The sequence below is a fragment of the Pseudomonas ulcerans genome (assembly GCF_036324125.1).
GTDB lineage: Bacteria > Pseudomonadota > Gammaproteobacteria > Pseudomonadales > Pseudomonadaceae > Aquipseudomonas > Aquipseudomonas ulcerans.
On record NZ_JAZDQN010000019.1, the window covers coordinates 1 to 26,753 of the forward strand.

Sequence of the window (26,753 nt, forward strand, 5' to 3'; positions counted from 1 at the left end):
TTTTTCGGTGGGCTGCTGGCATTCAGAGGGACTGACCTCCCAATAGCCGGAAAATATCCGGCTAATTCAGAGCATCCCTAAACAATGCCTGATGGGATCGGTACTTCGTGTCATGCCCGTTAGTTGGCAATGACAACTTCTCCGCGCCACTTGGCATATGAAGTCAATCAGTTGGTTCGATTGCTTTAAAGGCCCACTATCATGAAAACATTAGTTGCAGTTGCATTACTTGCAGTGTCTTCGTTCGCCCTCGCCGAGCAGGCTCCGGCCACCACGCAGCCTGCGCCAGAGCAGTACAGCTATGGCGCCGACCTGGATATCGCCAAGGTCATCAGCCTGTCGAAAGTTCCCAATGTCTGTGAAGTCGTACCCGCCACCATGGTCTATGAAGACCATCAAGGCCAGCGTCACACCGTCGAATACCGTGTGATGGGTGATGGTTGCAGCCAGGGCTGAAAGTTATAGCCGGACTAATAAAAACCCTCGTCTTCACGAGGGTTTTTTATTGTGCGTTTATTGTCTTTCCCGCTGCAGAAGTTGCTGTTTGCGTTCCACGCCCCAGCGATAACCGGAAAGATTGCCATCGCTGCGCACCACCCGATGGCAGGGGATCGCCACCGCCAGGCTGTTGGCGCCGCAGGCCTGGGCCACCGCGCGCACCGCTTTCGGCGCGCCGATGCGTTCGGCGATCTGCGCGTAGCTGGCGGTGCTGCCCACCGGAATCTCCCGCAGCGCCTGCCAGACCCGTTCCTGGAAGGCCGTGCCGCGCAGGTCCAGGGGCAGGTCGAGACCGATGGCCGGTGCCTCGACGAAACCCACCACCCGGGCCACCAGTTGCTCGAAACCTTGGTCGGCGCCGATCAGGTTGGCCTTGGGGAACTTGTCCTGCAGGTCCTGCAGCAGCACCTGCGGGTCGTCGCCCAGCAGGATCGCGCAGATGCCCTTGGCGCTTTGCGCGATCAGGATCGCCCCCAGCGAGCATTGCGCGATGGCGAAGTGAATATCGGTATTGGCGCCGCCATCGCGCCAGGTGCCCGGGGTCATGCCGAGGCGGGCGTTGCTCGATTCGTAGAAGCGGCTGTTGGAGTTGAAGCCGGCTTCGTACACCGCTTCGGTGATGGAGTCGGCGCGGTGCAACTGATGGCGCAACTTGCGGGCGCGGTGGGCGCTGGCGTAGGCCTTGGGAGTCAGGCCGGTGGCGCGCTTGAACACCCGGTGGAAGTGGTAGGGGCTCATGTTCACCTGTTCGGCCAGCTGGTTCAGGCTCGGCTCGACCTCGGCGCTTTCGATCAGCTTGCAGGCCTGGGTGACTTGCGCCGCATGTTGGCGTGCCAGCTCGTTCTGGTCGCCACCCCGTCGCCGGCTGGGACGATAGCCGGCGGCCTCGGCTTCGGCCGGGGTGGCGAAGAACTCGACGTTCTCGATCCGCGGCCGCCGCGCGGCGCTGGAGGGCGGGCAATACACGCCGGTGGTACGCACGCCGTAGACGAAGGTGCCGTCGGCGGCGGGATCACGGGCCAGCAGGGCTTGCCAGCGTGGGTCGGATTCGGTGATGGCGGGTGTGCTGCGGCGCATGGGTTGTCTCCGAGGCAGGTTTTGCAGTTTCGAATTCGACTTGTCTTTGCGTGGTGTGGATGAATCTTAGAAATTCCACGTCATCCGGAAACTCCGCCTCTTGCTTTCGAATTCACTTCGCCGGTACCCGCCACAGGTACCACGCCGCGACCGTTCGGTATGGGCTCCACGCGAGCCCGAGCTCCTTCAACCGGCGGGGCGTCGGCTGCGCCTCCAGCCCGTGCAGGCGACGATACCCCTCGCGCACGCCGAAATCGTCCACCGGCAGGATATCCATCTGTTCCAGGGTGTAGATCAGCAGCATTTCCACCGTCCAGCGTCCGACCCCGGGCAAGCGGGTCAGGCGTTCGATCAACACCTCCTGGTCCAGTTGCCGGGCCTCGGCATGATCCGGCACCAATCCGTCCAGCCGCCCTTGGGCCACGGCCTGCACGGTGCTGATCTTGCGCCCGGAAAAGCCGCAGGCACGCAGTTGTTCCGGCGTTGTCGCCAGCAACTGCTGCGGCGAAGGAAAGTCATGCCCGGGATACAGCGCGAGAAAGCGTCCGAGAATCGCCTCCGCTGCCTTGGCATGTAACTGCTGGTAGGCGATGGCGCGTACCAGCGCCTGGTACGGATCGCGGGTCGGCAGCGGCACGTGCAGGCATGGGCCGATGGCGTCGATATGCGTGGCCCAGGCCGCGCTTTGCTGGCGCAGGTGAGCGGTGGCCTGGGCGTAGAAATCGTCGAGTGCGTTCATGGGGATCCGGTCCTTGACAGTCGCGTGAGTGTAGGAGGGGGCCAAGGCTTGTCACCCCGGATCCTGCGCCGTGAATTCGCCGAGCACCGCAGCGACCCGCTCCAGTGCCTGCTTCAGCTCGGCACGGCTGCGCGCCGCGGTCAGGCTGATGCGCACCGCCGGCAACTGCCCCTGCTTGACCGCGAAGACCTGCGCCGGCACCACTTCCACGCCCTTGGTCCGGCACGTTGCGGCCAGTTCGTCACCGGGGCGCGGCCCGTCGAGCCAGATATGCGGCGACGGCCGGTCCTGATGGGTGAGGGCCGGGCCGAGCAGGCGCTGGGCCAGGCGCCAGCGCTGGACGACCTCCTCGCGCTGCCAGGCCAGCTTGCGTGCGGCACTGCCATCCTCGATCCAGCGACAGGCGATGCCCAGCATCAACGGCGCGATCTGCCAGTGGGTGGCCTGGGCATGGGGATCGATCTGTGCGAGCAGCGCGGCGTCACCGGCGATCCAGCCCAGGCGCAGGCCGGCACAGACGGTCTTGGACAGGCTGCTGACCAGCAGGCCGCGCGGGCCCAGCAGTGGCAGCAGCGGTGGTTCGTCAGCGAGGGCGCCGTAGACATCGTCCTCCACCAGCAGCAGGTCGAGGCGTTCGACCACGGCGGCGATCTCGCGGCGGCGCTGCTCGCCCATGCTGGCGCCGGTGGGGTTGTGCAAGGCCGGGGTCAGCACCACCACCCGCGCCCCGCTGGCCCGGGCCACGCGGTCGAGATCGTCGGGGAGGATGCCGTCGCGGTCCATGGCGATGCCATGCAAGGGCAGGCGCAACTGGCGGCAGGTGGCCTTGATCCCGGGCGCGGTAAGTGCCTCGACCATCACCGCCTCGCCAGGATTGCAGAACGACATCAGGACGCTGAACAGCCCCTGGTGCGCGCCGCCGCAGAGCAGTACCTGGGAGGCGTTCAGGGCCAGGCCGCGTCGATTCAGCCAACTGGCACCGTGCAGGCGACCGAGCAGCAATTGCTCGGCGCCCAGGTAGTGTTCCAGCAAATGCCCCGGGCCCTGCTGCAGCAATTCCCTCAGCGCCTGTTCCAGGTCCTGGCTGTGTTCGTCCACCACCGGCACGTTGGTCGACAGGTCGATGCCGGCGCTGTCGTCGTCGCGCTGCTTGAGGCGGAACAGCGTGGCCTCCTTGCTCCCGGCCAGCACGTAGGTGCCGCGGCCGACCTCACCGGACACCAGGTGCCGCGCCGCTGCCTCGCGGTAGGCCTGCTGCGTGGTGCTCGGGTTCAGGCCCAGAGCCCAGGCCAGGCGGCGCTGCGGTGGCAGGCGTTCGCCCACCTTGAGTTCGCCGCTTTCGATGGCGCGGGCGATAGCGTCGATCAGGGCGAGGTAGCGCGGTTGTCCGTCGTCGGGGAGGGTTGGGGTCCACATGTTTTATTGTTGGCCATGCAATATAAGGTTTGACCCATACAATGCGCGGCAGCCAGGATCGGGTCAAATCCATCCGATCCGAGGTGCTCCATGTTCGATCTGCCTGCCCTGCGCGAAGCGTCCCGCCTGGTCCGCGCCGAGGTGCCCGCCACCCCCCAATACGCCTGGCCGCGCCTGGCCGAGCGGCTGGGGTGCGAGGTCTGGGTCAAGCACGAGAACCATGCGCCCACCGGTGCCTTCAAGGTGCGTGGCGGCCTGCTCTACGTGCAGTCGCTGCTGGCCCGCGCGCCGCAGACCCGCGGGCTGGTCACCGCTACCCGCGGCAACCACGGCCAGAGCATGGCCCTGGCCGCGCGCAATGCCGGGGTGCCGATCATCATCGTCGTGCCCGAAGGCAACTCCCGGGAAAAGAACGCGGCGATGCGTGCCCTGGGCGCCGAACTGGTGGAGCACGGCGCCGATTTCGACCTGGCCCGGGCCGAGGCCGCGCGCCTGGCCCAGGTGCATGGCTACGAAAGCGTGCCGCCGTTTCACCCGGACCTGATCCGTGGCGTGGCCACCTATGCCCTGGAGCTGTTGGAAGCGGTGGCGCGGCTGGATGCGGTGTATGTGCCGATCGGCATGGGCTCGGGGATCTGCGGTTTGATCCGCACGCGCGATCTGCTGGGGCTGGACACCGAGATCATTGGCGTGGTGTCCAGCGAGGCCGATGCCTATGCCCGGAGTGTCGAGCAAGGTCGCATCGTCACCACCGAGACCGCCAATACCTTCGCCGACGGCATGGCCTGCCGCATGCCGGTTGCGGAGGCCTTCGACATCATCCTCCAGGGCGCGGCGCGGATCGTCCGGGTCACCGATGCCGAGATCGCCCAGGCCATGCGCATCTACCACGAAGACACCCACAACACCGCCGAAGGCGCCGGGGCCGCGGGACTGGCGGCGCTGTGCCAGGAGCGGGAGCGGCAGCGCGGGAAAAAGGTGGCGGTGGTGTTGAGCGGGGCGAATATTGATCGGCAGGGGTATGCGCGGGTGTTGGCTGGGGACTGAACCGTTTGAACAGGCTGGCCTGAGCCAGGGCATTTCTTCCAACACATCCTTGCACCAATCCGCTTTAATACCGGCCGCCCTTTTTTCAATGTCGGAAGCGGATTCCCCCCATGCCTTTCTCCAACGGATTTCTCCTGAGCCTGTCGCTGTGCCTGGACATCGGCATCGCCAACATCGCGATGATTACCCTGGCCATGCAGCGTGGCTTCTGGCAAGGCATGTGGCTGGGCCTGGGCACCTGTGTCGGCGATCTGGTCTATGCCCTGGCGGCGCTGGCCGGGATGACCGTGCTGTTGCAGTTCGAGACCGTGCGCTGGGTCTTGTGGATTGGCGGTTCGCTGCTGCTGATCTGGTTCGCGGTGAAGATGCTGCTGGCGGCGATTCGCGGTGACGCACACCTCGATACCGATGCGCAGGTGGTCCGCGAGTCACCCTGGCGCGAATTCCTGCGCGGCATCTTCCTGGCCATGTCGTCGCCCAGCGCCATTCTCTGGTTCGCTGCCGTGGGTGGCGTGCTGATTTCCCGCTCGGGCAGTGGCGGGCCGGTAGAGGCGGGGCTGTTCCTGGGTGGCTTCTTCAGTGCAGGCCTGCTCTGGTGCCTGACCCTGTGCGGCGTGGCCAGCCATGGCGGGCGCTTGCTCGGCGACCGCCTGCTGACCTGGTCGTACCTGGCCTCGGCGGGGATCTTCTGCTATTTCGCGGTCTACGTGATCGTCTCCGGCTACCGCGAGTTCATTCTCGCCCCGGCGCTCTGACTCCCGGTTGCCGGAATCGTCCAACCGGGCGATGCTAGCCGAGTGCCAGCGGGCGCGGCAGTCGATAATGCACGCCCCGCAGGCCTTTTTGAATCGACCTTGTGAGGCATGGATATGTCGACCCGGATGGATGCCGGATTCGCCCCGGTAAGAATCGAAAACGGACGCTCGTTCACCATCGCTGGTTTCGGTGAGCGCTACACGCAACAGACCAACAAGGCCATTCCTGCGCTCTGGCAGCGATTCGCGCCGCAGATTGGCAGGATTCCCGGGCAGATTGGCGACGATACCTACGGTGTCTGCTGCAATTTCGATGGTCGTGGCGGGTTCCTCTATATCGCCGGTGTCGAGGTGCGCAGCCCGAGCGCGTTGCCCGAGGCGTTCACCTGGCACACCCTGGCGCCACAGCGCTACGCAGTGTTCGAGCACCATGGCAAGGTCAGTGGCCTCGGTCATACCTTCGAAAGGATCTGGAAACAGTGGCTGCCGCAGTCCGGCGAGCGCGCCGCCGATGCGCCGGAGTTCGAGCGCTATGGTGAAGCCTTCGACCCGCAGACCGCCAGCGGCACGGTGGAAATCTGGATTCCCCTTGAGGCGCCTGAGTCGCGCTGATTTTTTCGCTCGTGTCGTCGATTTGCCGTTTTCCCGTTCGACCAGTGTTGAAGGCACCGGAATGCTCCGGTGCTGAACCCTGATGAACCTTCGGAGGACGCATCGATGAACACCGCAGCCGAACACGAAATCCGTCAACTGGTCGAGCGCTGGATCCAGTCGGTGCGCGACCGCGACATCGAGGGCATCGTCGCACCCTATGCCGACGACATCGTCGCCTTCGATGCGATCAAGTCCCTGCAGTTCAAGGGCAAGACCGCCTACCGCGCGCACTGGGAAATGTGCATGGGCTTCTGCACCGGTCCGATGGTCTTCGAGGTGGCGCAACTGACCGTGCACGCCGATGGCGACCTGGCCCTGGCCCACTGGCTCAACCGCTGCGGCCCGGCGGATGACGACAGCCAGTGCGGCTACATGCGGGTCACCGTCGGCTACCGCCGCAATGGCGGCCACTGGCAGGTCGTCCACGAACACTGGTCGGCACCGTTCGACATGGAAACCCAGAAGGCCCTCTTCGACCTCAAGCCTTGAAGCCAGCCGTCACCCCGCGTCGGAGAACATCATGAAATACCTGTGCCTGGTCTACTGTGATGAAACCCTGTTGCATGGTCTGCCCGAGAGCCCCGCGGACGCCGAATGCCTGGCCTACGCGACGTCGGTCCACGACAGCGGGCGCATGCTCGCCGCCGAGGCGCTCAAGCCGGTGCGGACCGCGACCACGGTGCGGGTGCGCGGTGGGCAGATGAGCCTGACCGACGGCCCCTTCGCCGAAACCAAGGAGCAACTGGCCGGCTTCTACCTGGTGGAAGCCCGCGACCTCAACGAAGCCCTGAACATCGCCCGCGGCATTCCTGCGGCGCGGGTCGGCAGCGTCGAGGTCCGGCCGGTACGCGAGCTTGAACCCTGAACGAGGAGAACAATGACAATGCATCCTCAACAACCCGGCCAGGGACAGGCGCTGCATGAACTGTCGCTGAGCCGCCTGATCGACGCCCCGCGCACCCGGGTGTTCCGCGCCTGGACCGATCCGCAACTGCTCAGCCGCTGGTGGGGGCCCCATGGCATGACCACGCCGGAGTGCGAGATGCAACTGTGGGTCGGCGGGGTGTTCCGTACCGTGCTGCGTGCCCCGGACGGCAGCGAATATCCGAACCAGGGCGTCTTTCTCGAAATCGTCGCGCCGGAACGGATCGTCTTCACCGACGCGTTCGGCCCCGGTTGGGTGCCGTCGGCGAAAGCCTTCATGACCGCGGTCATCACCCTTGACGATATCCACGGCAAGACCCTCTACACCGCCCGCGCCTGGCACTGGAGCGCCAGCGACCGCCAGGCCCACGAGGAAATGGGCTTCCATCGCGGCTGGGGCGAAAGCCTCGACCGCCTGGTGGAGCTGGTGACCGGACCGCTGGACGACTGATGGCCGAGGCGCAGGCGGTCCGGGCCACGCTCGACGGCGTCTATCGCGAGGAGTCGCGGCGCATCCTCGCGACGCTGATTCGCCTGCTGGGTGACTTCGACCTGGCCGAGGAGGCGATGCATGAAGCCTTCTTCATTGCCGTGGAGCGTTGGCAGCGCGACGGCATTCCCGACAGTCCGCGGGCCTGGCTGGTGTCGACCGGGCGTTTCAAGGCCATCGACGGCCTGCGCCGGCGGGCGCGCTTCGAGCGCTCGCCCAAGGTTTTGCGCCAGGCCCTCGAACGCCTTGAGGCCGGTGACATGAACGAGGAAGAACTGGAAGACGACCGCCTGCGCCTGATCTTCACCTGCTGCCACCCGGCCCTGGCCGCGGACGCCCAGGTACCGCTGACCCTGCGCGAGGTCTGCGACCTGACCACCGAGGAAATCGCCCGGGCCTTTCTCCTCGCGCCAGCGACCATCGCCCAGCGCATCGTGCGCGCCAAGGCGAAGATCCGCGATGCGCGGATTCCCTACCAGGTGCCGACCCTGGCCGAGCTGCCGGAACGCCTCGACAGCGTGCTGCGGGTGATCTACCTGGTGTTCAACGAAGGCTATTCGGCGTCATCCGGTGACTGCGTGGTGCGCGACGACTTGTGCAACGAGGCGATTCGCCTCGCTCGCCTGGTGCGCGAACTGCTGCCCGACCCGGAAGTGCTCGGCCTGCTGGCGCTGATGCTGTTGCAGGCGTCGCGCTCGCGGGCGCGCAGTGCGGGAGAGGGCGAGTTGATCCTGCTCGACCAGCAGGACCGCAGCTTGTGGGACCAGGCCCTGATCGCCGAAGGCTGCGCACTGGTGGAGGAAGCGTTGCGCAGCCGGCGCTTCGGTCTCTACAGCCTGCAGGCCGCGATCGCCGCCGTGCACGCCGAGGCGGTCAGTGCCGCAGACACCGACTGGCCGCAGATCGTCGGGCTGTACGATGTGCTGCTGCGCGGCTGGCCGTCGCCGGTGGTCGAACTCAATCGCGCCGCCGCGCTGGCCCGGCGGGACGGTCCGCAGGCAGGGCTGGAGGTGGTCGAGGCGATCCTGGCGCGCGGCGAACTGCGTGATTACCAGCCGGCGCATTGCGCGCGGGCCGAGTGGTATCACCAACTGGGGCGCCAGGATCAGGCCCGTGATGCCTGGCGCACCGCGCTGGGCCTGACCCGGCAGGAACCCGAGCGGCGCTTCATCGAGCGCCGCTTGCGGGATTGATGAGGTCCGGTTCTATCAGCCGAAGGTGATCGGCGGCGGGCTGACCAGCTCGACAGTCTGTTGCTTGCGCGGGGCGAGGATCTCGGCTTCGCCATCCACTACCAGCTCTTCGTTCTGGTTGAACACGCGCGTGGCGATGCGCACACGGAACTTCGGCAGCTTTTCGAGGATTTCCAGGCGCACGGTGAGGGTGTCGCCGATCTTCACCGGCTTCTGGAAACTCATCTGCTGACCGAGGTAGATGGTGCCCGGGCCAGGCAGCTCGCAGGCCACCGCCGCGCTGATCAGCGCACCGCTGAACATGCCGTGGGCGATGCGCTCCTTGAACATGCTCTTGGCCGCGAACTCGGCGTCCAGGTGCACCGGGTTGTGGTCACCGGACATCGCGGCGAACAGCTGGATGTCACGTTCTTCGACGGTCTTGCTGAAGCTGGCGGTCTGGCCGACTTCGAGGGATTCGTAAGGCGTGTTGGTGACCTGGGTCATGCAGGAAATTCCTTCTGGGTGCGACGGGGAGGCAGTATCACTCGCTGCGCACGGGCCGGCCAAGGGCCAGGGTCTGTTCGAGCCAGTCGATCACCTGCGTGGTGACCTCGTCACGGTTGGTTTCGTTGAGCAGCTCGTGGCGGGCCTGCGGATAGAGTCGCAGTTGCACGTGCTGGTTCCCGGACAGGCGCAAGGCGCCGGTCAGATCCTTCAGACGCTTGCCGGCACTGACCGGATCACATTCGCCGCCGATCACCAGGATCGGCAGGTTCGGATCGATCTGCGCCAGGTTGCTGGTGCGGCTGATCTGTTCAAGGCCGGCGAGCAGGTCGATCCACAGGCGGTTGCAGCAGCGGAAGCCGCACTGCGGGTCGTCCACGTACTTGTCGACCTCGGCCGGATCGCGGCTGAGCCAGTCGAAGGCCGTGCGGGTCGGCTTGAAGGCCTTGTTGAACGAGCCGAAGGAAAGAAACTCGATCAGCGCGCTGCGCCCCAGCGGACCCTGGCGCCAGCTTTCCAGGCGGGCGATCTGCCGCGCCGCGCGATAGAGCCCTGGTGGCTGGAAATTCGAACCGCTGAGCACCGCGCCCTGCAGGCTGGCGCTGTGGTGCAGCAGGTAGGCCTGGGCGATGTAGCTGCCCATGCTGTGGCCGAAGAGGAACAGCGGCACGCCCGGATGTTGCTGGCCGATATGCTGGCTGAGCAGGGCGAGGTCGTTGACCACGCTATTCCAGCCGTTCTCGCGGGCGAAAAGGCCAAGGGTGCCGATCTCCGCGGTACGCCCATGACCACGCTGGTCATGAGCATAAAGGGCGAAGCCGGCGCTGCTCAGCGCCTCGCCGAAACGCTGGTAGCGCCCGGCATGCTCGGCCATGCCGTGGGCCAGCAGAACCACCGCGCGCACCGGTGTGGCCGGCAGCCACTGGTGGACGTACAGGCTGCAATGGTTGCTGGCCGGCAGCCAGAAGGCGTCGTAGCTCATGGGCGGATTTCCAGACCGAAGGATGCCGTTGAGTGTATAGCCGGTTGGTGAATTGCAACGCACGGTGGCCCGAGATTCACAGGATCTATGACGATCCTTGGCATATTTGCCACCTGCCACATAGCTGCTAACGTCGGCAGAACGCCGTTTTGCAAGCAGCAATCCGGACCGCACAGGCTCAGGACCGAGGACAATAATAAATGCACGCCGATTTCTGGAACGACAAGCGCCCCGCCGGCGTACCTTCGCAGATCGACATGAGCAGCTATAAGTCGGTGATCGAAGTATTCGAGCGCTCCTGCAAGAAATTCGCCGACCGACCGGCCTTCACCAACCTGGGCGTGACCCTGACCTACGCCGAACTGGATCGCTACTCCGCGGCCTTCGCCGCCTACCTGCAGCAATGCACCGACCTCAAGCCGGGCGAGCGCATCGCGGTGCAGATGCCCAACGTCCTGCAGTACCCCATCGCCGTGTTCGGTGCCCTGCGCGCCGGGCTGATCGTGGTCAACACCAACCCGCTGTACACCGCGCGGGAGATGCGCCACCAGTTCAAGGACTCCGGCGCCCGCGCCCTGGTCTACCTGAACATGTTCGGCAAGCTGGTCCAGGAGGTGCTGCCGGACACCGGCATCGACTTCCTCATCGAGGCGAAGATGGGCGACATGCTGCCTGCGGCCAAGGGCTGGCTGGTCAATACCATCGTCGCCAAGGTCAAGAAGATGGTTCCCGACTACAGCCTGCCGCAGGCGCTGCCGTTCAAGCAGGTGCTGCGCCAGGGCAAGGGCCATGCATTGAAGCCGGTGCAGTGCAGCCACGACGACATCGCCGTGCTGCAATACACCGGGGGCACCACCGGGGTGGCCAAGGGTGCCATGCTCACCCATGGCAACCTGGTGGCCAACATGCTCCAGGTCCTGGCCTGCTTCTCCCAGCTCGGCCCGGACGGGCAGAAGCTGCTCAAGGACGGCCAGGAGGTGATGATCGCGCCGCTGCCGCTGTACCACATCTATGCCTTCACCGCGAACTGCATGTGCATGATGGTCACCGGCAACCACAACGTGCTGATCACCAATCCGCGGGACATCCCCGGCTTCGTCAAGGAACTGAAGAAGTGGCGCTTCTCCGCGCTGCTGGGGCTCAACACCCTGTTCGTCGCGCTGATGGACAACCCCGGATTCAAGGACCTGGACTTCTCCGCGCTGAAGGTCACCAACTCCGGCGGCACCGCGCTGGTCAAGGCCACCGCCGAGCGCTGGGAACAGATCACCGGCTGTCGCATCGTCGAGGGCTATGGCCTCACCGAGACCTCGCCGGTGGCCAGCACCAACCCCTATGGCGAGCTGGCGCGCCTCGGCACGGTGGGCATCCCGGTGGCGGGCACGGCCTTCAAGGTCACCGATGACGACGGCAATGAAATGCCCCTGGGCGAGCGCGGCGAGCTGTGCATCAAGGGCCCGCAGGTGATGAAGGGCTATTGGCAGAGGCCTGACGCGACCGCTGACGCCTTCGACGGCGACGGCTGGTTCAAGACCGGCGATATCGCCGTGATCGACCCGGACGGCTTCACCCGCATCGTCGACCGCAAGAAGGACATGATCATCGTCTCGGGCTTCAACGTGTACCCGAACGAGATCGAGGACGTGGTCATGGCTCACCCGAAGGTCGCCGCCTGTGCCGCCATCGGCGTGCCGGACGAGCGCTCGGGGGAAGCGGTGAAACTGTTCGTGGTGGCGCGGGATGGCGGGGTGAGCCTGGAAGAGCTGAAGGCCTACTGCAAGGCCAACTTCACCGGCTACAAGGTGCCGAAGCACATCGTCCTGCGGGATTCGCTGCCAATGACACCGGTCGGAAAGATTCTGCGTCGCGAGTTGAGAGAACCTGCCTAAGCAACTAGCATGAAGACGAAAGCCGCGAGATAGAGCCTTTCAAAAAGCTCTTTCCGCGGCTTTTGCATGTCGCGTTTCCGAGGCTTTAGACCCTTTACTCTAAAAGTGACCAATGCAATATCATGAGTCATTTTAGTGACCAATCGGGCCGATTTGGCTCTGGTAGGCCCAAATCAAAGCTGTTACTCTCGGCGCGCTTCCGATCACTCGGTTTGCAATAAACCGACATCAAATATCAATAATAATCGCATCGACGCGGTGAAGAATTCGCGGTTGCTGGAGGAGTGGGCTTCCATGATCGAAAACTTTTGGAAGGATAAGTACCCAGCCGGGATTGCCTCGCAAATCAATCCTGACGAGTATCCGAATATTCAAGCGGTATTGAAGCAGTCCTGCCAGCGCTTCGCCGACAAACCGGCATTCAGCAACCTGGGCAAGACCCTGACCTACGGCGAATTGTACGAGTTGTCCGGTGCCTTTGCTGCCTACCTGCAGCAACATACCGACCTGCAACCCGGTGATCGCATCGCCGTTCAACTGCCGAACGTTCTGCAATACCCTGTCGCGGTCTTCGGCGCCATGCGCGCCGGCCTGATCGTGGTCAACACCAACCCGCTCTACACGGCGCGGGAAATGGAACATCAATTCAACGACTCCGGTGCCAAGGCGCTGGTGTGCCTGGCGAACATGGCGCACCTCGCGGAAAAGGTCGTACCGAAGACGTCCGTCAAGCACATCATCGTCACCGAAGTCGCCGACCTGCTGCCGCCGCTCAAGCGTCTGCTGGTCAACAGCGTCATCAAGTACGTGAAGAAGATGGTCCCGGCCTACAGCCTGCCGACCGCCGTGAGCTTCAACGATGCCCTGGCCAAGGGCCGCGGCAAGCCGGTGAAGGAAGTCTCGCCGGCTGCCGATGACGTCGCCGTGCTGCAATACACCGGCGGTACCACCGGGGTGGCCAAGGGCGCGATGCTGACCCATCGCAACCTGGTGTCCAACATGCTGCAATGCCGTGCTCTGATGGGCTCCAACCTCAACGAGGGCTGCGAGATCCTGATCACGCCGCTGCCGCTGTATCACATCTACGCCTTCACCTTCCATTGCATGGCGATGATGCTGATCGGCAACCACAACATCCTGATCAGCAACCCGCGCGACCTGCCGGCGATGGTCAAGGAACTGTCGAAGTGGAAGTTCAGCGGCTTCGTCGGCCTCAACACCCTGTTCGTCGCGCTGTGCAACAACGAGGACTTCCGTCGCCTGGATTTCTCCGGGCTGAAGATCACCCTGTCCGGGGGCATGGCCCTGCAGATGTCGGTGGCCGAACGCTGGAAGGACGTTACCGGCTGTGCCATCTGCGAAGGCTACGGCATGACCGAGACCAGCCCGGTGGCGGCGGTCAACCCGGCCGAGCGCAACCAGGTCGGCACCATCGGCATCCCGGTGCCGTCGACCCTGTGCAAGATCATCGACGATGCCGGCAACGAACTGCCGCTGGGTGAAGTCGGCGAGCTGTGCGTCAAGGGCCCGCAGGTGATGAAGGGCTACTGGCAGCGTGCCGATGCCACCGCCGAGATCCTCGATGCCGAGGGCTGGCTGAAGACCGGTGATATCGCGCTGATCCAGCAGGACGGCTACATGCGTATCGTCGACCGCAAGAAGGACATGATCCTGGTCTCCGGTTTCAACGTGTACCCGAACGAGCTGGAAGACGTCATGGCGGCCCTGCCGGGCGTGCTGCAATGCGCGGCGATCGGCGTGCCGGACGAGAAGTCGGGCGAGGTGATCAAGGTATTCATCGTTGCAAGGCCCGGGGTCACCCTGACCCGCGAGCAGGTGATGGAGCACATGCGCGCCAATGTCACCGGCTACAAGGTGCCGCGCTTCGTCGAGTTCCGCGATGCGTTGCCGACCACCAACGTCGGCAAGATCCTGCGGCGCGAGCTGCGGGATGAAGAGCTGAAGAAGCTGGGTCTCAAGAAGATCGCCTGAGTCCTCTCGGGCCTCATCGCTGGCTTGCCAGCGATGAGGCCTGAAGATCAGCGCAACTTCTCGAGCATCTGGTAGTACCACATCCCCGCCGCCAACAGCGGATTCCCCAGTACATCCCCCATCGGCACGCGAATATGCGAGCAGCCGGCGAAGGTGTCGAATTTCTCCAGCGTCCCCGTGATGGCCTCGGCCATGATCTCGCCCATGATGTGGCTGGTGGCGATGCCATGCCCTGAATAGCCCTGGCAATACCAGACGTTCTCCGACAGCTTGCCCAGTTGCGGAATGCGGTTGACCACGATGCCCATGGCGCAACTCCACTGGAACTCGATCGGTACGCCCTTCAGCGCCGGGAAGGTGCGCTCGAAGCACGGCCGCAGTTCGCCGGCGATATCCCGCGAATCCCGTCCCGAATAGTTGGCGCCGCCACCGAACAGCAGGCGGCCGTCGGCGGTCATGCGGTAGTAGTCGAGGACGAAGCGGCAGTCGTACACCGCCAGGTCCTGAGGGTTGAGCTGGCGGGCCAGGTCGCCCAGCGGCGCGGTGGTGACGATGCCGCCCATGGCCGGGAAGATCTTGCCCTTGAGCTGGCCCGGTTCGAGCTTGTGGTAGACATCGCCCGCCAGCATCACCTGCTTCGCTTCGATCCGCCCCTGCGCAGTCACCACCGCCGGGCGCGGGCCGTGGACGATCTCCAGCACCTGCGAGTTTTCGAAGATCAGCGCGCCCAGCCCGTGGGCTGCGCGGGCCTCGCCCAGGCACAGGTTGAGCGGGTGCAGGTGCAGGTTGCGGGTGTTCTTCAGGGCACCGAGGTACAGCGGCGAGTCGAGGTGACGGCGGACGCCCTCGCGGTCGAGCAGTTCGACCTGGTCGCCCATGCCACGCTGCTGCGCCTGCGCGGCGAATGCTTCCAGCTCGTTCATGTGCGACGGCTTCATCGCCGCATGCAGGTGTCCGCGTTTGAGGTCGCAGTCAATGCCGTAGCGCGCTACCCGCTGCTGGATGATGTCGTGTCCGCGGAAGCGCAGGTGCCAGATGAAGTCGTCGACGTCATCGCCGAGGCGGGCGCGCATCTGCTTGCGCATGGCCTCGTCGCCGGACAGGCTGCCGGTGACCTGGCCGCCATTGCGCCCGCTGGCGCCCCAGCCGATGCGGTTGGTCTCGACGATGGCCACCTTCAGGCCGCGCTCGGCCAGCTCCACGGCGCTGGCGACGCCGGTGAAGCCGCCGCCGATGATCACCACGTCCACCTCGACCGTGCCTTGCAGGGTCGGGTACTGGGTCTGGTCGTTGAGGGTGGCGCTGTAGTACGAGGCGGCGCGCTGTGCGGCGCCCGGGGTCGTTGCTGCGTTCATGAAACGGAATCCTTGCAAAAGAAAGAGGTGCGGGTCAGGCCTGGGTCAGGTACCAGCGCCAGTCCTGTTCGCCGACTTCGGCCATGAACTGACGGTATTCGGCACGCTTGACCGCCAGGTATACCCCGAGGAACCCGGCGCCCAGGGCGTCGCGGGCCCAGGCGGATTGCTCCAGGGCCTGCAGCGAGGTCAGCCAGTCGGTTGGCAGGCGCTCGGTGGCCTGGGCGTAGCCGTTGCCTTCCACGGGGGCGCCGGGATCGAGCTGTTCGCGCAGGCCGCGATGGATGCCGGCGAGGATCGCCGCTGCCGCGAGGTAAGGGTTGGCATCGGCGCCGCAGATGCGGTGCTCGATATGCCGGGTCGGTGCCGGGCCGCCGGGTACGCGCAGGCTGACGGTGCGGTTGTCGACGCCCCAGGTCGGTGCCAGCGGTGCGTAGCTGTTGGCCTGGAAGCGCCGGTAGGAGTTGGCGTTGGGGCAGAACAGCAGCAGCGAATCCAGCAGCGAGCGCAGCATGCCGCCCACCGCCTGGCGCAGCAGCGGGGTGCCGGCCGGGTCTTCGCTGGCGAACAGGTTGTGCCCGGCCCCATCGTTGAGGCTGACGTGCATGTGCATGCCGGTGCCGGCCAGGTGGTCGAAGGGCTTGGCCATGAAGCAGGCCTGCATGCCGTGGCGGTGCGCGACACCCTTGACGATGCGCTTGTAGCGCACCGCCTGGTCCATGGCCAGCAGGGCGTCGCCGTGGTCCAGGGTGATTTCCACCTGGCCCGGGGCGTATTCGGAAATCGCCGTGCGCGCCGGAATGCCCTGGGCCTTGCAGGCGGCGTAGAGGTCGGCGAGGAAGGGTTCGATCTGTTCCAGTTCACGCAGGCCATAGACCTGCGTGCTTCGCGGTCGCCCGCCGTCGGCGTCCAGGGCCGGCTGCGGTCGGCCCTGGCTGTCGCGCTGCTGGTCGAGCAGGTAGAACTCCAGTTCGCAGGCCATCACCGGGTGGTAACCGTCGGCCTTGAGTGCCTCGATCACCTGCAGCAGGACATGGCGCGGGTCGGCGATGGCGGCGGGCATGCCCTGTTCCGGGTGCATGCTGACCTGCACGGCGGCGGTCGGGATCTGCCGCCAGGGCAGGCGCACCAGGCTGCCGTCCAGCGGGTAGGCGCGGCAGTCGATATCGCCGACGTCCCAGACCAGGCCGGAGTTCTCCACGTCCTCGCCGTGCAGGGTCAGGCCGAGGATGGTGCTTGGCAGCGGCCGGCCGCTTTCGTACACCGCCAGCAGTTCCTCGCGGTGCAGCAGCTTGCCGCGGGGCATGCCATTGGCGTCGAGGATGAACAGCTCGATCATTTCGATATCGGGATTGGCGGCCAGGAACGCGCGGGCCTGCTCGATGGGGGCAAAGTGCATGGGTGTTCTCGCTTGCGCCAGGCGGCGCGCTGGAAATCGACAAGGCGGCCGATGCAAAAGCACGGCCAGGGTTATCGGTCAGGCGAGAGCGGTATCTGGTGGGCGGGCGTGACGACAATGCCACAGGGCCCAGAAGGCGAGGATGATGTGCACCAGCGGGTTTTCGCCACGACGAGCCCGCACCTTCGGGAACGAAGGGGCTTGATGGGGGCGGGGCGTGCTGGCGGATGGAGACATGCCCTGATACTCCCATGCTGGCGAAGGGTTATTAAATTGGTGTTTGTGTAACTTCAGTCATTGATTTGCTAAACAATCATCTGCATAACGCCGACCCTGTAGGAGCGGGTTTACCCGCGATTACGTCAGTGGATTCACCGCAGCAATCGCGGGTGAACCCGCTCCTACAGGGTCGGCGGTGCCTAGAGTGGGCAAATCTGCGACAATCGCCGGCTATTCCAAAGTCGATCACGTCCACGCAGGGCTTACCTGCGCATGCCAAAGAACCCATGACTGACCAGAACGCCGCCATCGGGCAATTGCTGAAAAACCTCGATCACGCCATGTCCGCCGAGCGCCACCGCCTGCGCCGGCAACTGCACGAACTGCGCAAGCGCCCCGACGAGGCCAAGCTGGCCCAATGGGCCGAGCGGGTCCAGGCGTCCTGCGACCAGGCCGCTGCGCGCAAGGCCAGCGTGCCGGCCATCCGCTACGACGACAGCCTGCCGATCGCCGCCAAGCGCGACGAGATCAAGAAACTGGTGGCGGAAAACCAGGTGGTGATCATCGCCGGCGAGACCGGTTCGGGGAAAACCACCCAGTTGCCGAAGATCTGCCTGGAGCTGGGCCGCGGCCAGTACGGCCTGATCGCCCACACCCAGCCACGCCGTATCGCGGCACGCAGCGTCGGCGCCCGGGTCGCCGAGGAACTGGGTACGCCACTGGGGGCGCTGGTCGGCTACCAGGTGCGCTTCGAGGACCAGAGCGACGCCAACACCCTGGTCAAGCTGATGACCGACGGCATCCTCCTGGCGGAAACCCAGCATGACCGCTTCCTCGAACGCTACGACACGATCATCGTCGACGAAGCCCACGAGCGCAGCCTCAACATCGACTTCCTGCTGGGCTACCTGAAGACCCTGCTGCCACGCCGCCCCGACCTGAAGGTGATCATCACCTCGGCGACCATCGACCTGGAGCGCTTCTCCAGGCACTTCGACGACGCCCCGATCATCGAGGTCTCCGGGCGTACCTACCCGGTGGAAACCTGGTACCGCCCGCTGACCAGCGAGCAGGACGAGGAGGGCAACCGGGTCGAGGACGACCTCAGCGTCGACCAGGCCATCCTCGCCACCCTCGACGAGATCGCCGCCCACGAGCGCAGCGTCGGCAAGGGCCCGGGCGACGTGCTGGTGTTCCTCCCCGGCGAACGCGAGATCCGCGATGCCGCCGAGGTACTGCGCAAGGCGCAACTGCGCCATACCGAGATCCTGCCGCTGTACGCGCGCCTGTCGCCGGCGGAGCAGCAGCGCATCTTCCAGTCCCATCCGGGGCGTCGCGTGGTGCTGGCGACCAACGTGGCCGAGACCTCGCTGACCGTGCCGGGCATCCGCTACGTGATCGACAGCGGCACCGCGCGCATCAGCCGCTACAGCTACCGCGCCAAGGTCCAGCGCTTGCCGATCGAGGCGGTGTCCCAGGCCAGCGCCAACCAGCGCAAGGGCCGTTGCGGCCGGGTCGAGCCGGGCATCTGCGTGCGCCTGTACAGCGAAGAGGATTTCAACGCGCGGCCGGCCTTCACCGACCCGGAGATCCTGCGCACCAACCTCGCTGCTGTGATCCTGCAGATGCTCCATCTGCGCCTCGGCGCCATCGACGAATTCCCGTTCATCGAGCCGCCGGATGGCAAGGCCATCAGCGACGGTTTCAACCTGTTGCAGGAGCTCTCGGCGGTCAACCGCGAGAACCAGTTGACCCCGCTGGGCCGCCAGCTGGCGCGCCTGCCGGTGGACCCGCGGCTGGGTCGCATGCTGCTGGAAGGGGCGAAGCAGGGCAGCCTGCAGGAAGTGCTGATCGTCGCCAGCGCCCTCTCGGTGCAGGACCCGCGCGAACGGCCGCCGGAGCGCCAGCAGGCCGCCGACCAGGCCCACGCGCAATGGAAGGACGCCGACTCCGACTTCGCCGCCCTGGTGAGCCTGTGGCGCGGCTTCGAGGAACAGCGCCAGGAACTGACTTCCAGCCCGCTGCGCAACTGGTGCCGCAAGAACTTCCTCAACTACCTGCGCCTGCGTGAATGGCGCGATGCCCACCGCCAGCTCGGGCTGATCTGCCGCGACCTGCAGCTGAGCGTCAACAAGGAGCCGGCGGACTTTCCGCGGCTGCACAAGGCGATTCTTTCCGGCCTGCTCAGCCAGATCGGCCAGAAAACCGAGGAAGGCGATTACCTCGGTGCGCGCCAGCGGCGCTTCTGGGTGCACCCGTCGTCCGGCATCGGCAAGAAGCGCCCGCAATGGATCATGGCCGCCGAACTGGTGGAGACCACCAAGCTCTACGCGCGCATGGTGGCGAAGATCGATTCCGACTGGATCGAGCCGCTGGCCGGGCACCTGCTGAAGAAAAACCACTTCGAGCCGCACTGGGAGAAGAAGCGCGGCCAGGTGGTGGCCTTCGAACAGGTGACCCTGTACGGCCTGATCGTCGTCGGCCGGCGCCCGGTGCACTACGGGCCGATCGATCCGCAGGCGTCCCGCGAGCTGTTCATCCGCGAAGGCCTGGTGGGCGGCGAGATCAACTCCCGGGCCCGCTGCCTGGCGGCCAACAAGAAGCTCCTGGAAGAGCTCGACGAGCTGGAAGCCAAGGCCCGCCGCCGCGACATCCTCGCCGACGAGGAAACCCTCTACGGCTTCTACGAGGAACGCCTGCCGGCGGAGATCCACCAGACTGCCACCTTCGACAGCTGGTACCGGATCAACAGCCAGAAGGACCCGAACCTGCTGATCATGCGCGCCGAGGACGTGCTGGCCCGCGAGGCCAGCGAAGTCACCGCCGCGCAGTACCCGGACACCCTGCGCCTGGGTGACCTGAAGCTGTCGCTGACCTATCACTTCGAGCCCAACCATCCGCGCGACGGCGTCACCGTGCGGGTGCCGGCGCCGCTGCTGCCGAGCCTGCCGGGCGAGCGCCTGGAATGGCTGGTGCCGGGGCTGCTGGAAGCGAAATGCATCGCCCTGGTGCGCAACCTGCCCAAGGCCCTGCGCAAGAACTTCGTGCCGGTGCCGGACTTCGTCAAGGCGGCCCTGGCGCGCATGACCTTCGCCGACGGTTCGCTGCCCCAGGCGCTGGGACGCGAACTGCTGCGCATGACCGGTGCGCGTGTCAGCGACGAGGCCTGGGCCGAAGCGGCGGACCAGGTGGAAAACCACCTGAAGATGAATATCGAAGTGGTCGACGGCCAGGGCAAGTTCCTTGGCGAAGGCCGCGACCTCGCCGAGCTGACCGCGCGCTTCGCCGCAGCCAGCCAGGCGGCGCTGGCGGTGCCGCAATCGGAGAAGACCCAGAAGCCGGTGGAAGCCAAGGGCTTCGGCAAGGTCGAGCAGACCGCCCAGCAGAAGATCGCCGGGCTGTCGATGACGGTGTATCCGGCGCTGGTGGAGGAGGGGGGCACGGTCAAGGAAGGGCGTTTTTCGACCCAGGCCGAAGCCACCTTCCAGCACCGCCGCGCGTTGCAGCGCCTGCTCCTGCAGCAACTGGCGGAGCCGGCCAAGTTCCTGCGTGGCAAGCTGCCGGGGCTGACCGAACTGGGCCTGCTCTATCGCGAGCTGGGGCGGGTCGACTCGCTGGTTGAGGACATCCTCCTGGCCAGCCTCGACAGCTGCGTGCTCGAAGGGGAAAGCACCTTGCCTCGGGATGGCGCGGCCCTTGCCTCGCTGGCCGAGCGCAAGCGCGGCGACTGGACCGACCACGCCGAGCGCCTGGCGCGCCTGGTGCTGGAGATCCTCAAGCTCTGGCACGGCCTGCAGAAACGCTTCAAGGGCAAGATCGACCTGGCCCAGGCGGTGGCGCTCAACGATATCAAGCAGCAGGTGGGCAACCTGGTCTACCCCGGGTTCGTGCGCGAAACCCCGGGGATCTGGCTCAAGGAACTGCCGCGCTACCTGAAAGCGGTGGAACTGCGCCTGGAAAAACTCGGCGCGCAGGTGCAGAAGGATCGGGTCTGGAGCGGCGAACTGGGCAACTGCTGGACGCAGTACAAGGCCCGCGCCGACAAGCACGCCCAGGAGGGCAAGCGCGACGAGCAACTGCAGCTCTATCGCTGGTGGCTGGAGGAATACCGCGTATCGCTGTTCGCCCAGCAACTGGGGACCAAGGTGCCGATTTCCGACAAGCGCCTGAGCAAACAGTGGAGTCAGGTGGACGCCTGACCGGCGGGCGCCGGCTGCTGGCCTGACTGAGGCCAAGCCGGCGCGGTTGTGGCACACTTGGCGATATTTCCGCGGCCACGGGCAATTCCTCCGGCCGCGGTGACAAACACCAGGCAATGCCCCGTATGATCGGGGTCATTGCCTGTACGAGTTGGTACCTTGGTGCCAGCTCGTCGAACCGAACCGGTCGTTGCCCGCCTGGCCACGGCCCCGAACAGAGGAACGACCGTGCACAACGTCGTCATCAGCGGCACCGGCCTGTACACCCCGGCCAACAGCATTTCCAACGAAGAGCTGGTGGAATCCTTCAATACCTTCGTCACGCAGTTCAACGCCGACAACGCCGCGGCCATCGAGCGCGGCGAGGTCCAGGCCCTGGCCGAGTCCAGCGCCGCCTTCATCGAGAAGGCCTCCGGCATCAAGAGCCGCTACGTCATGGACAAGGCCGGCATCCTCGACCCGCAGCGCATGAAGCCGCGCCTGCCGGAGCGCAGCAACGACGAGCCGTCGATCCTCTGCCAGATGGCCGTGGCCGCCGCCGAGCAGGCCCTGCAACGGGCCGGGCGCACCGCCGCCGATGTCGACGCGGTGATCGTCGCCTGCTCCAACCTGCAGCGCCCGTACCCGGCGATCGCCATCGAGGTGCAACAGGCCCTGGGCATCAACGGCTTCGGCTTCGACATGAACGTCGCCTGTTCCTCGGCCACCTTCGGTATCCAGGTCGCCAGCAACAGCGTGCAACTGGGCCAGGCCCGCGCGGTGCTGGTGGTGAGTCCGGAAATTTGCACCGGTCATCTCAACTTCCGCGACCGCGACAGCCACTTCATCTTCGGCGATGCGGCCACCGCGGTGCTGGTGGAGCGTGCCGACCTGGCCACTTCCGCGCATCAGTTCGACATCGTCAGCACCAAGCTGCTGACCCAGTTCTCCAACAACATCCGCAACAACTTCGGCTTCCTCAACCGTGCCGGTGAAGAGGGCGTCGATACGCCGGACAAGCTGTTCGTCCAGGAAGGCCGCAAGGTATTCCGCGAGGTCTGCCCGATGGTCGCCGAGCTGATCGGCCAGCACCTGTCGGAAAACAACCTCAACGTCAGCGACGTCAAGCGCTTCTGGCTGCACCAGGCCAACCTGAGCATGAACCACCTGATCGTGAAGAAGCTGCTGGGGCGCGATGCCCAGGAAGAAGAGGCGCCGGTGATCCTCGATCGTTACGCCAATACCAGCTCGGCAGGTTCGGTGATCGCCCTGCACAGCTACCAGGACGACCTGGCCAAGGGTTCGCTGGGCGTGCTCAGCTCGTTCGGCGCCGGTTATTCGATCGGCAGCGTGATCCTGCGCAAGCGCTGATTCCTGTCGGCCGGTAGACGAAAAAATCCCGGTCCGCACCTGCGGACCGGGATTTTTTTTGCTCGTATGACGAGGTCGGGAAGCCTGGCGAACCCGCCTGAAAGGGATACAGCCCTTGCTGGGCGGGCCTTTTGCCATATTCCTTATCGAATTAAAAAAGTTCCGCTGTAATAAAACATTTATCTAAAAGCCACTGATCTGAAATAACCCCCCGCCAAGATTCCTCCCCAGCACAAGTGGCCTGAGCCGCGTGTTTTTTTCAACGTAATCAAGACCATAAACGTTAGGGGAGCTTCATCGATGATCCGTAAGCACTTCGCAGGTTTCGTAGCCAGCGCCTTGGCCATGGCCGTTACCGCCCAGGCTTTCGCGGGTACCGTGACCACCGACGGCGCCGATATCGTAGTCAAGACCAAAGGTGGCCTCGAGGTCGCTACTACTGACAAGGAATACAGCTTCAAGCTGGGCGGTCGTATCCAGGCTGACTACAGCCGCTTCGACGGCTTCTACACCCGCAACGGCAACACTGCCGATGCCGGTTACTTCCGTCGTGCGTTCATCGAGATCGGTGGCGTGCTGGCTACCGACTGGGCCTACCAGATCAACTACGACCTGTCGCAGAACGCCGGCGGTGACAACCGCAAGGAAGACGGTTACTTCGACGAAGCCTCGCTGGCCTACAACGGCTTCAAGCCAGTATCGATCAAGGTCGGTCGCTTCGACCCTGAGTTCGGTCTGGAAAAAGCCACCAGCTCCAAGTGGGTGACCGCTCCTGAGCGTACCGCTGCCTACGACCTGGCCGATTGGGTCAACGGTCACAACGGTGGCCTGGGTATCCAGGTTTCCGGCAACGCTGGCGACTCCCTGTACGGTTCCTTCGGTGTCTACGCCAAGGATGCTATCAACACCACCACTCCTGACCCGATCGTCGGTGACAAGGATGGCGACAGCACCAAGCAGTTCAACCTGCGTGCCGTCTTCGCTCCGCTGCACGACAGCGGCAACGTCCTGCACTTCGGCGTGAACCTGGCGCAACGCGACCTCTCCGACACCGCGTTCGACGGTCGTATCCGCAGCCGCCTGGGCATGCGCGGTGTGAGCACCGACGGTGGCCAGGACGCTGGCGCCAACGGCAACCGCCTGACCCTGGCTGGCAACGGCACTACTCCGGCCGGCTCCTTCGACACCGACCGCGCCTGGGGCCTGGAAGCAGCCTTCGCCACCGGTCCTTTCTCGGTGCAGGGCGAGTACCTGAAGCGCAAGGTCGAAGCTGATTCTGCTGCCTACCAGGACATCAAGGCCTCCGGTTACTACGCTCAGGTTGCCTACACCATCACCGGTGAAGCGCGTGGCTACAAACTCGGCAAGTTCGACGCCATCAAGCCTTCGAACAAGCAGATCGGTGCCTGGGAAGTGTTCTACCGCTACGACCACATCGAAGCTGAAGACGACAACGCTCCGTTCGCCAACACCGGCGATGTCGAAGGCAAGGTGCACAACCTGGGTCTGAACTGGTACGCCAACGAATCCATCAAGCTGAGCGGTACCTACATCAAGGCCAAGGTCGACAACGCCCAGAACACTGTCGGCGACGACAAAGGCGACGGTTTCGTACTGCGCGCACAGTACGTGTTCTAAGCAGCAACGCTCCTTCATCCGTTACTTCTTCATGCCCCACTTCGGTGGGGCTTTTTTTTGCCTGCGTTTTCAGTCCGGAAGCAGGCGGTCGCGGCTGTTGGACAGGTGCAGGCAGATCGCCGCGCGCGCGGCGTCCGGGTCCTGGCGGCGGATGGCGTTGAGGATCGCCTCGTGTTCGAGGTTGGCCAGGTAGGCGTGGCGGGCCAGCTTCGCGCCGGAGCGCTCGTCCTCGGCCATGCGGTTGCGCGGGATCATGCCGCTGCCCAGTTGTCCCAGCATCTCGCTGAAATACAGGTTGCCGGTGGCCTCGGCGATCAGCAGGTGGAAACGTCGGTCGGCTTCGATGCAGCTGTCGCCGGCTGCCGCCAGGTCCTGGTAATCGTCCAGCGCCTGGCGCATGCGCGCCAGGTGCCCGTCGTTGCGGCGCACGGCTGCGAGGGCGGCGGCCTGTCCCTCCAGGCCGATGCGCAGCTCCAGCAGGTCGCGCACGCTGGCCGCGCTTTCGGCGCCGACCCGCAGTTCTCCTTGCGCCTGCCGCTCGATGACGAAGCTGCCGATGCCATGGCGCGGATCCACCAACCCGGATGCCTGCAGTTTCGACAGGGCCTCGCGGACCACCGTGCGGCTGACCCCATGCTCGCGGACCAGGGTGTTTTCCGACGGCAGCTTGTCCCCGGGTTTGAAGGTGCCCAGCAGGATCTGCCGGGTGAGGCTGGAGACCAGGTCGTGGGTACGGCTGTGACCGCGTTTGCGCGTGGGTTCCGGCAGCTCGGGCGAGGGCATGGATGAGCCTCCTGGGTGGTCGTACAAGTTCGCGGGCGTTGAAGGGGCACGAAGGGCAATACTTGTACGACAAGTAAATATTTTCAACTTTTTTTCTTGCGGGAATGCTGCTTTCATCCCGGCGATATTTTTCATTCCTAAGCTATTTCGAAGATTTTGTTCCGATTAATTGCTTGTATTTTGCTTTTTCAAGACTGTTCGAGTTCTTGTCGTACAACCTCGAAGCACATATGCTTTTCCCACTGGCATGTCATACAACCTGGCGGACTGCCCCCGCCACGACATCCATCGACCCGCACAAAAACAATTAGTGGGAGATTCCCCAGTGAACCGCACCCTCGATCCGTCCACCGGGCACGGCGACGTGCTGGCGAGCGCCGTGAGCAAGGTCAAGCGTCACGTCCTGCCGCTGTTCGTCATCATGTTCATCGTCAACTACCTGGACCGCGTCAATATCGGCTTCGTCCGCCCGCACCTGGAAAGCGACCTGGGCATCAGTGCCGCCGCCTACGGTTTTGGCGCCGGCCTGTTCTTCATCGGTTACGCCCTGTTCGAAGTCCCCTCCAACATGCTCCTGCAGCGCGTCGGCGCGCGGCTCTGGCTGACCCGCATCATGTTCACCTGGGGCCTGGTGGCCACGGCGATGGCCTTCGTGCAGAACGAGACCCAGTTCTATGTCCTGCGCTTCCTGCTCGGCGTGGCAGAGGCCGGGTTCTTCCCCGGGGTGATCTACTACTTCACCCGCTGGCTGCCGGCGGTGGAGCGCGGCAAGGCCATCGCCATCTTCCTCAGCGGTTCGGCGGTCGCCTCGCTGATCTCCGGGCCGCTGGCCGGGGCCCTGATGCAGATCCAGGGCCTGGGCATGCACGGCTGGCAGTGGATGCTGTTCATCGAAGGCATGGTCTCGGTGCTGCTGTGCTTCGTGGTCTGGTTCTGGCTCGACTCCAAGCCCCACGACGCCAAGTGGCTGAGCTGCGAGGAACAGGATGCGCTGGTGGAGACCATCGACCGCGAGCAACGCGAACGCGAAGTGCAGGGCAATGCCAGGCCGTCGGCGTGGTCCTTGCTCAAGGACCGGCAGATCCTGCTGTTCTGCCTGATCTATTTCTGCATCCAGTTGACCATCTACGCGGCGACCTTCTGGCTGCCGAGCATCATCAAGCGTATGGGCGACCTCTCCGATATCCAGGTCGGTTTCTTCAACTCGATTCCCTGGCTGATCTCGATCATCGCCATGTACGCCTTCGCTGCCGGTTCCGCGCGCTGGAAGTTCCAGCAGGCCTGGGTCGCCGGGGCGCTGCTGATCGCCGCCCTGGGCATGTTCATGTCCACCACCGGCGGGCCGGTGTTCGCCTTCGTCGCGGTGTGCTTTGCCGCCATCGGCTTCAAGTCGGCCTCGTCGCTGTTCTGGCCGATTCCCCAGGGTTACCTGGACGCCCGCATCGCCGCGGCGGTGATCGCCCTGATCAACTCGGTGGGCAATCTCGGCGGCTTCGTCGCACCCACCACCTTCGGCCTGCTGGAGCAGCAGACCGGCTCGATCCAGGGCGGCCTCTACGGCCTGGCCGTGACCTCGGTACTGGCGGCGATCCTGGTGTTCTTCGTGCGCATCCGGCCCCGTGAAGAAGCCGCCAACGCCCTCAAGCAGCAGCAAGCCCTTTGAATCCA

22 protein-coding genes are annotated in these 26,753 nt (G+C 64.9%); 14 read left to right on the plus strand and 8 right to left on the minus strand.

The window, feature by feature from the left end; genetic code table 11:
• The first annotated feature begins 201 nt into the window (after window positions 1-201).
• Complete coding sequence (locus tag V0R59_RS17545) at window positions 202-456, plus strand: DUF2790 domain-containing protein (RefSeq protein ID WP_330075632.1); 255 nt, start codon at window positions 202-204, stop codon at window positions 454-456.
• A gap of 57 nt (window positions 457-513) precedes the next feature.
• On the opposite strand, the gene ada is transcribed toward V0R59_RS17545, so the two are convergent.
• From ada to V0R59_RS17560, 3 genes are all read right to left on the minus strand, one after another.
• The gene (gene ada, locus V0R59_RS17550) at window positions 514-1,575 is read right to left on the minus strand and encodes a bifunctional DNA-binding transcriptional regulator/O6-methylguanine-DNA methyltransferase Ada (RefSeq protein ID WP_330075633.1); all 1,062 of its coding nucleotides are present in this window, start codon (window positions 1,573-1,575) and stop codon (window positions 514-516) included.
• 112 nt (window positions 1,576-1,687) lie between these two features.
• Window positions 1,688-2,314, minus strand: coding sequence for a DNA-3-methyladenine glycosylase family protein (locus V0R59_RS17555; protein WP_330075634.1), 627 nt, complete (start codon window positions 2,312-2,314; stop codon window positions 1,688-1,690).
• Window positions 2,315-2,365: 51 nt separating this feature from the next.
• Window positions 2,366-3,730 carry an aminotransferase-like domain-containing protein gene (locus V0R59_RS17560; protein ID WP_330075635.1) on the minus strand — a complete coding sequence of 455 codons (1,365 nt, stop codon included), beginning with the start codon at window positions 3,728-3,730 and terminating at the stop codon, window positions 2,366-2,368.
• 90 nt (window positions 3,731-3,820) lie between these two features.
• Here V0R59_RS17560 and V0R59_RS17565 point away from each other — a divergent pair, with 90 nt between their 5' ends.
• The 7 genes from V0R59_RS17565 (at window position 3,821) to V0R59_RS17595 (ending at window position 8,793) form a co-directional block, all read left to right on the plus strand.
• The gene (locus V0R59_RS17565; protein WP_330075636.1) at window positions 3,821-4,777 is read left to right on the plus strand and encodes a threonine dehydratase; all 957 of its coding nucleotides are present in this window, start codon (window positions 3,821-3,823) and stop codon (window positions 4,775-4,777) included.
• A 110-nt stretch (window positions 4,778-4,887) separates the two neighbouring features.
• Entirely contained in the window at window positions 4,888-5,532 is a 645-nt protein-coding gene (locus V0R59_RS17570; protein WP_330075637.1) for a LysE family translocator, read from the plus strand.
• Window positions 5,533-5,646: 114 nt separating this feature from the next.
• Window positions 5,647-6,144, plus strand: coding sequence for a GyrI-like domain-containing protein (locus V0R59_RS17575; protein WP_375547385.1), 498 nt, complete (start codon window positions 5,647-5,649; stop codon window positions 6,142-6,144).
• Between the two features lie 105 nt (window positions 6,145-6,249).
• On the plus strand, window positions 6,250-6,675 hold the full coding sequence (locus tag V0R59_RS17580; RefSeq protein WP_330075639.1) for a YybH family protein: 426 nt from the start codon (window positions 6,250-6,252) through the stop codon (window positions 6,673-6,675).
• 31 nt (window positions 6,676-6,706) lie between these two features.
• Window positions 6,707-7,051, plus strand: a complete 345-nt coding sequence (locus V0R59_RS17585; protein WP_330075640.1) for a YciI family protein — start codon at window positions 6,707-6,709, stop codon at window positions 7,049-7,051.
• 18 nt (window positions 7,052-7,069) lie between these two features.
• Window positions 7,070-7,561, plus strand: coding sequence for an SRPBCC family protein (locus V0R59_RS17590; RefSeq protein ID WP_375547386.1), 492 nt, complete (start codon window positions 7,070-7,072; stop codon window positions 7,559-7,561).
• Window positions 7,561-8,793, plus strand: a complete 1,233-nt coding sequence (locus V0R59_RS17595; RefSeq protein WP_330075642.1) for an RNA polymerase sigma factor — start codon at window positions 7,561-7,563, stop codon at window positions 8,791-8,793. The genes V0R59_RS17590 and V0R59_RS17595 overlap by 1 nt, the downstream gene beginning before the upstream one ends.
• Window positions 8,794-8,808: 15 nt before the next feature.
• Here V0R59_RS17595 and V0R59_RS17600 read toward each other — a convergent pair whose 3' ends face one another.
• Window positions 8,809-9,279, minus strand: coding sequence for a MaoC family dehydratase (locus V0R59_RS17600; protein ID WP_330075643.1), 471 nt, complete (start codon window positions 9,277-9,279; stop codon window positions 8,809-8,811).
• 37 nt (window positions 9,280-9,316) lie between these two features.
• The gene (locus V0R59_RS17605; protein ID WP_330075644.1) at window positions 9,317-10,261 is read right to left on the minus strand and encodes an alpha/beta hydrolase; all 945 of its coding nucleotides are present in this window, start codon (window positions 10,259-10,261) and stop codon (window positions 9,317-9,319) included.
• Window positions 10,262-10,461: 200 nt separating this feature from the next.
• Here V0R59_RS17605 and fadD2 point away from each other — a divergent pair, with 200 nt between their 5' ends.
• Window positions 10,462-12,150 (plus strand): long-chain-fatty-acid--CoA ligase FadD2, encoded by a 1,689-nt coding sequence (fadD2, locus tag V0R59_RS17610; RefSeq protein WP_330075645.1) that lies wholly within the window; start codon window positions 10,462-10,464, stop codon window positions 12,148-12,150.
• A gap of 294 nt (window positions 12,151-12,444) precedes the next feature.
• Window positions 12,445-14,142: a long-chain-fatty-acid--CoA ligase FadD1 gene (fadD1, locus tag V0R59_RS17615; RefSeq protein ID WP_330075646.1), complete on the plus strand. Its 1,698-nt coding sequence runs from the start codon at window positions 12,445-12,447 to the stop codon at window positions 14,140-14,142.
• A gap of 47 nt (window positions 14,143-14,189) precedes the next feature.
• Here the strand turns inward: fadD1 and V0R59_RS17620 are convergent, their stop codons facing one another.
• Both V0R59_RS17620 and V0R59_RS17625 read right to left on the minus strand, forming a co-directional pair.
• The gene (locus V0R59_RS17620) at window positions 14,190-15,497 is read right to left on the minus strand and encodes an NAD(P)/FAD-dependent oxidoreductase (RefSeq protein WP_330075647.1); all 1,308 of its coding nucleotides are present in this window, start codon (window positions 15,495-15,497) and stop codon (window positions 14,190-14,192) included.
• Window positions 15,498-15,531: 34 nt separating this feature from the next.
• Entirely contained in the window at window positions 15,532-16,896 is a 1,365-nt protein-coding gene (locus tag V0R59_RS17625; protein WP_330075648.1) for a glutamine synthetase family protein, read from the minus strand.
• A 506-nt stretch (window positions 16,897-17,402) separates the two neighbouring features.
• On the opposite strand from V0R59_RS17625, the gene hrpA reads away from it, so the two are divergent.
• The 3 genes from hrpA to V0R59_RS17640 all read left to right on the plus strand — a co-directional run bounded on the left by hrpA (window position 17,403) and on the right by V0R59_RS17640 (window position 24,302).
• Complete coding sequence (gene hrpA, locus V0R59_RS17630) at window positions 17,403-21,314, plus strand: ATP-dependent RNA helicase HrpA (RefSeq protein ID WP_330075649.1); 3,912 nt, start codon at window positions 17,403-17,405, stop codon at window positions 21,312-21,314.
• Between the two features lie 228 nt (window positions 21,315-21,542).
• Window positions 21,543-22,664: a beta-ketoacyl-ACP synthase III gene (locus V0R59_RS17635; protein WP_330075650.1), complete on the plus strand. Its 1,122-nt coding sequence runs from the start codon at window positions 21,543-21,545 to the stop codon at window positions 22,662-22,664.
• A gap of 300 nt (window positions 22,665-22,964) precedes the next feature.
• Window positions 22,965-24,302 (plus strand): OprO/OprP family phosphate-selective porin, encoded by a 1,338-nt coding sequence (locus tag V0R59_RS17640; protein ID WP_330075651.1) that lies wholly within the window; start codon window positions 22,965-22,967, stop codon window positions 24,300-24,302.
• A gap of 69 nt (window positions 24,303-24,371) precedes the next feature.
• On the opposite strand, the gene V0R59_RS17645 is transcribed toward V0R59_RS17640, so the two are convergent.
• Complete coding sequence (locus tag V0R59_RS17645; protein WP_330075652.1) at window positions 24,372-25,085, minus strand: FadR/GntR family transcriptional regulator; 714 nt, start codon at window positions 25,083-25,085, stop codon at window positions 24,372-24,374.
• A gap of 325 nt (window positions 25,086-25,410) precedes the next feature.
• Here V0R59_RS17645 and V0R59_RS17650 point away from each other — a divergent pair, with 325 nt between their 5' ends.
• A complete protein-coding gene (locus V0R59_RS17650) occupies window positions 25,411-26,748 on the plus strand; it encodes an MFS transporter (protein ID WP_375547384.1) in 1,338 nt (445 codons plus the stop codon).
• Window positions 26,749-26,753 lie beyond the last annotated feature (5 nt).

What these genes read in the sequence shown, in the direction of transcription:
- V0R59_RS17560 (WP_330075635.1), bottom strand. Translation starts at nt 3,730, where the DNA reads ATGTGGACCCCAACCCTCCCCGACGACGGACAACCGCGCTACCTCGCC.
- fadD1 (WP_330075646.1), top strand. Translation starts at nt 12,445, where the DNA reads ATGATCGAAAACTTTTGGAAGGATAAGTACCCAGCCGGGATTGCCTCG.
- V0R59_RS17645 (WP_330075652.1), bottom strand. Translation starts at nt 25,085, where the DNA reads ATGCCCTCGCCCGAGCTGCCGGAACCCACGCGCAAACGCGGTCACAGC.
- V0R59_RS17595 (WP_330075642.1), top strand. Translation starts at nt 7,561, where the DNA reads ATGGCCGAGGCGCAGGCGGTCCGGGCCACGCTCGACGGCGTCTATCGC.
- V0R59_RS17620 (WP_330075647.1), bottom strand. Translation starts at nt 15,497, where the DNA reads ATGAACGCAGCAACGACCCCGGGCGCCGCACAGCGCGCCGCCTCGTAC.
- hrpA (WP_330075649.1), top strand. Translation starts at nt 17,403, where the DNA reads ATGACTGACCAGAACGCCGCCATCGGGCAATTGCTGAAAAACCTCGAT.
- V0R59_RS17555 (WP_330075634.1), bottom strand. Translation starts at nt 2,314, where the DNA reads ATGAACGCACTCGACGATTTCTACGCCCAGGCCACCGCTCACCTGCGC.
- V0R59_RS17565 (WP_330075636.1), top strand. Translation starts at nt 3,821, where the DNA reads ATGTTCGATCTGCCTGCCCTGCGCGAAGCGTCCCGCCTGGTCCGCGCC.
- V0R59_RS17575 (WP_375547385.1), top strand. Translation starts at nt 5,647, where the DNA reads ATGTCGACCCGGATGGATGCCGGATTCGCCCCGGTAAGAATCGAAAAC.
- V0R59_RS17605 (WP_330075644.1), bottom strand. Translation starts at nt 10,261, where the DNA reads ATGAGCTACGACGCCTTCTGGCTGCCGGCCAGCAACCATTGCAGCCTG.
- V0R59_RS17570 (WP_330075637.1), top strand. Translation starts at nt 4,888, where the DNA reads ATGCCTTTCTCCAACGGATTTCTCCTGAGCCTGTCGCTGTGCCTGGAC.
- V0R59_RS17580 (WP_330075639.1), top strand. Translation starts at nt 6,250, where the DNA reads ATGAACACCGCAGCCGAACACGAAATCCGTCAACTGGTCGAGCGCTGG.
- V0R59_RS17585 (WP_330075640.1), top strand. Translation starts at nt 6,707, where the DNA reads ATGAAATACCTGTGCCTGGTCTACTGTGATGAAACCCTGTTGCATGGT.
- V0R59_RS17545 (WP_330075632.1), top strand. Translation starts at nt 202, where the DNA reads ATGAAAACATTAGTTGCAGTTGCATTACTTGCAGTGTCTTCGTTCGCC.
- ada (WP_330075633.1), bottom strand. Translation starts at nt 1,575, where the DNA reads ATGCGCCGCAGCACACCCGCCATCACCGAATCCGACCCACGCTGGCAA.
- V0R59_RS17600 (WP_330075643.1), bottom strand. Translation starts at nt 9,279, where the DNA reads ATGACCCAGGTCACCAACACGCCTTACGAATCCCTCGAAGTCGGCCAG.
- V0R59_RS17640 (WP_330075651.1), top strand. Translation starts at nt 22,965, where the DNA reads ATGATCCGTAAGCACTTCGCAGGTTTCGTAGCCAGCGCCTTGGCCATG.
- V0R59_RS17590 (WP_375547386.1), top strand. Translation starts at nt 7,070, where the DNA reads ATGCATCCTCAACAACCCGGCCAGGGACAGGCGCTGCATGAACTGTCG.
- fadD2 (WP_330075645.1), top strand. Translation starts at nt 10,462, where the DNA reads ATGCACGCCGATTTCTGGAACGACAAGCGCCCCGCCGGCGTACCTTCG.
- V0R59_RS17625 (WP_330075648.1), bottom strand. Translation starts at nt 16,896, where the DNA reads ATGCACTTTGCCCCCATCGAGCAGGCCCGCGCGTTCCTGGCCGCCAAT.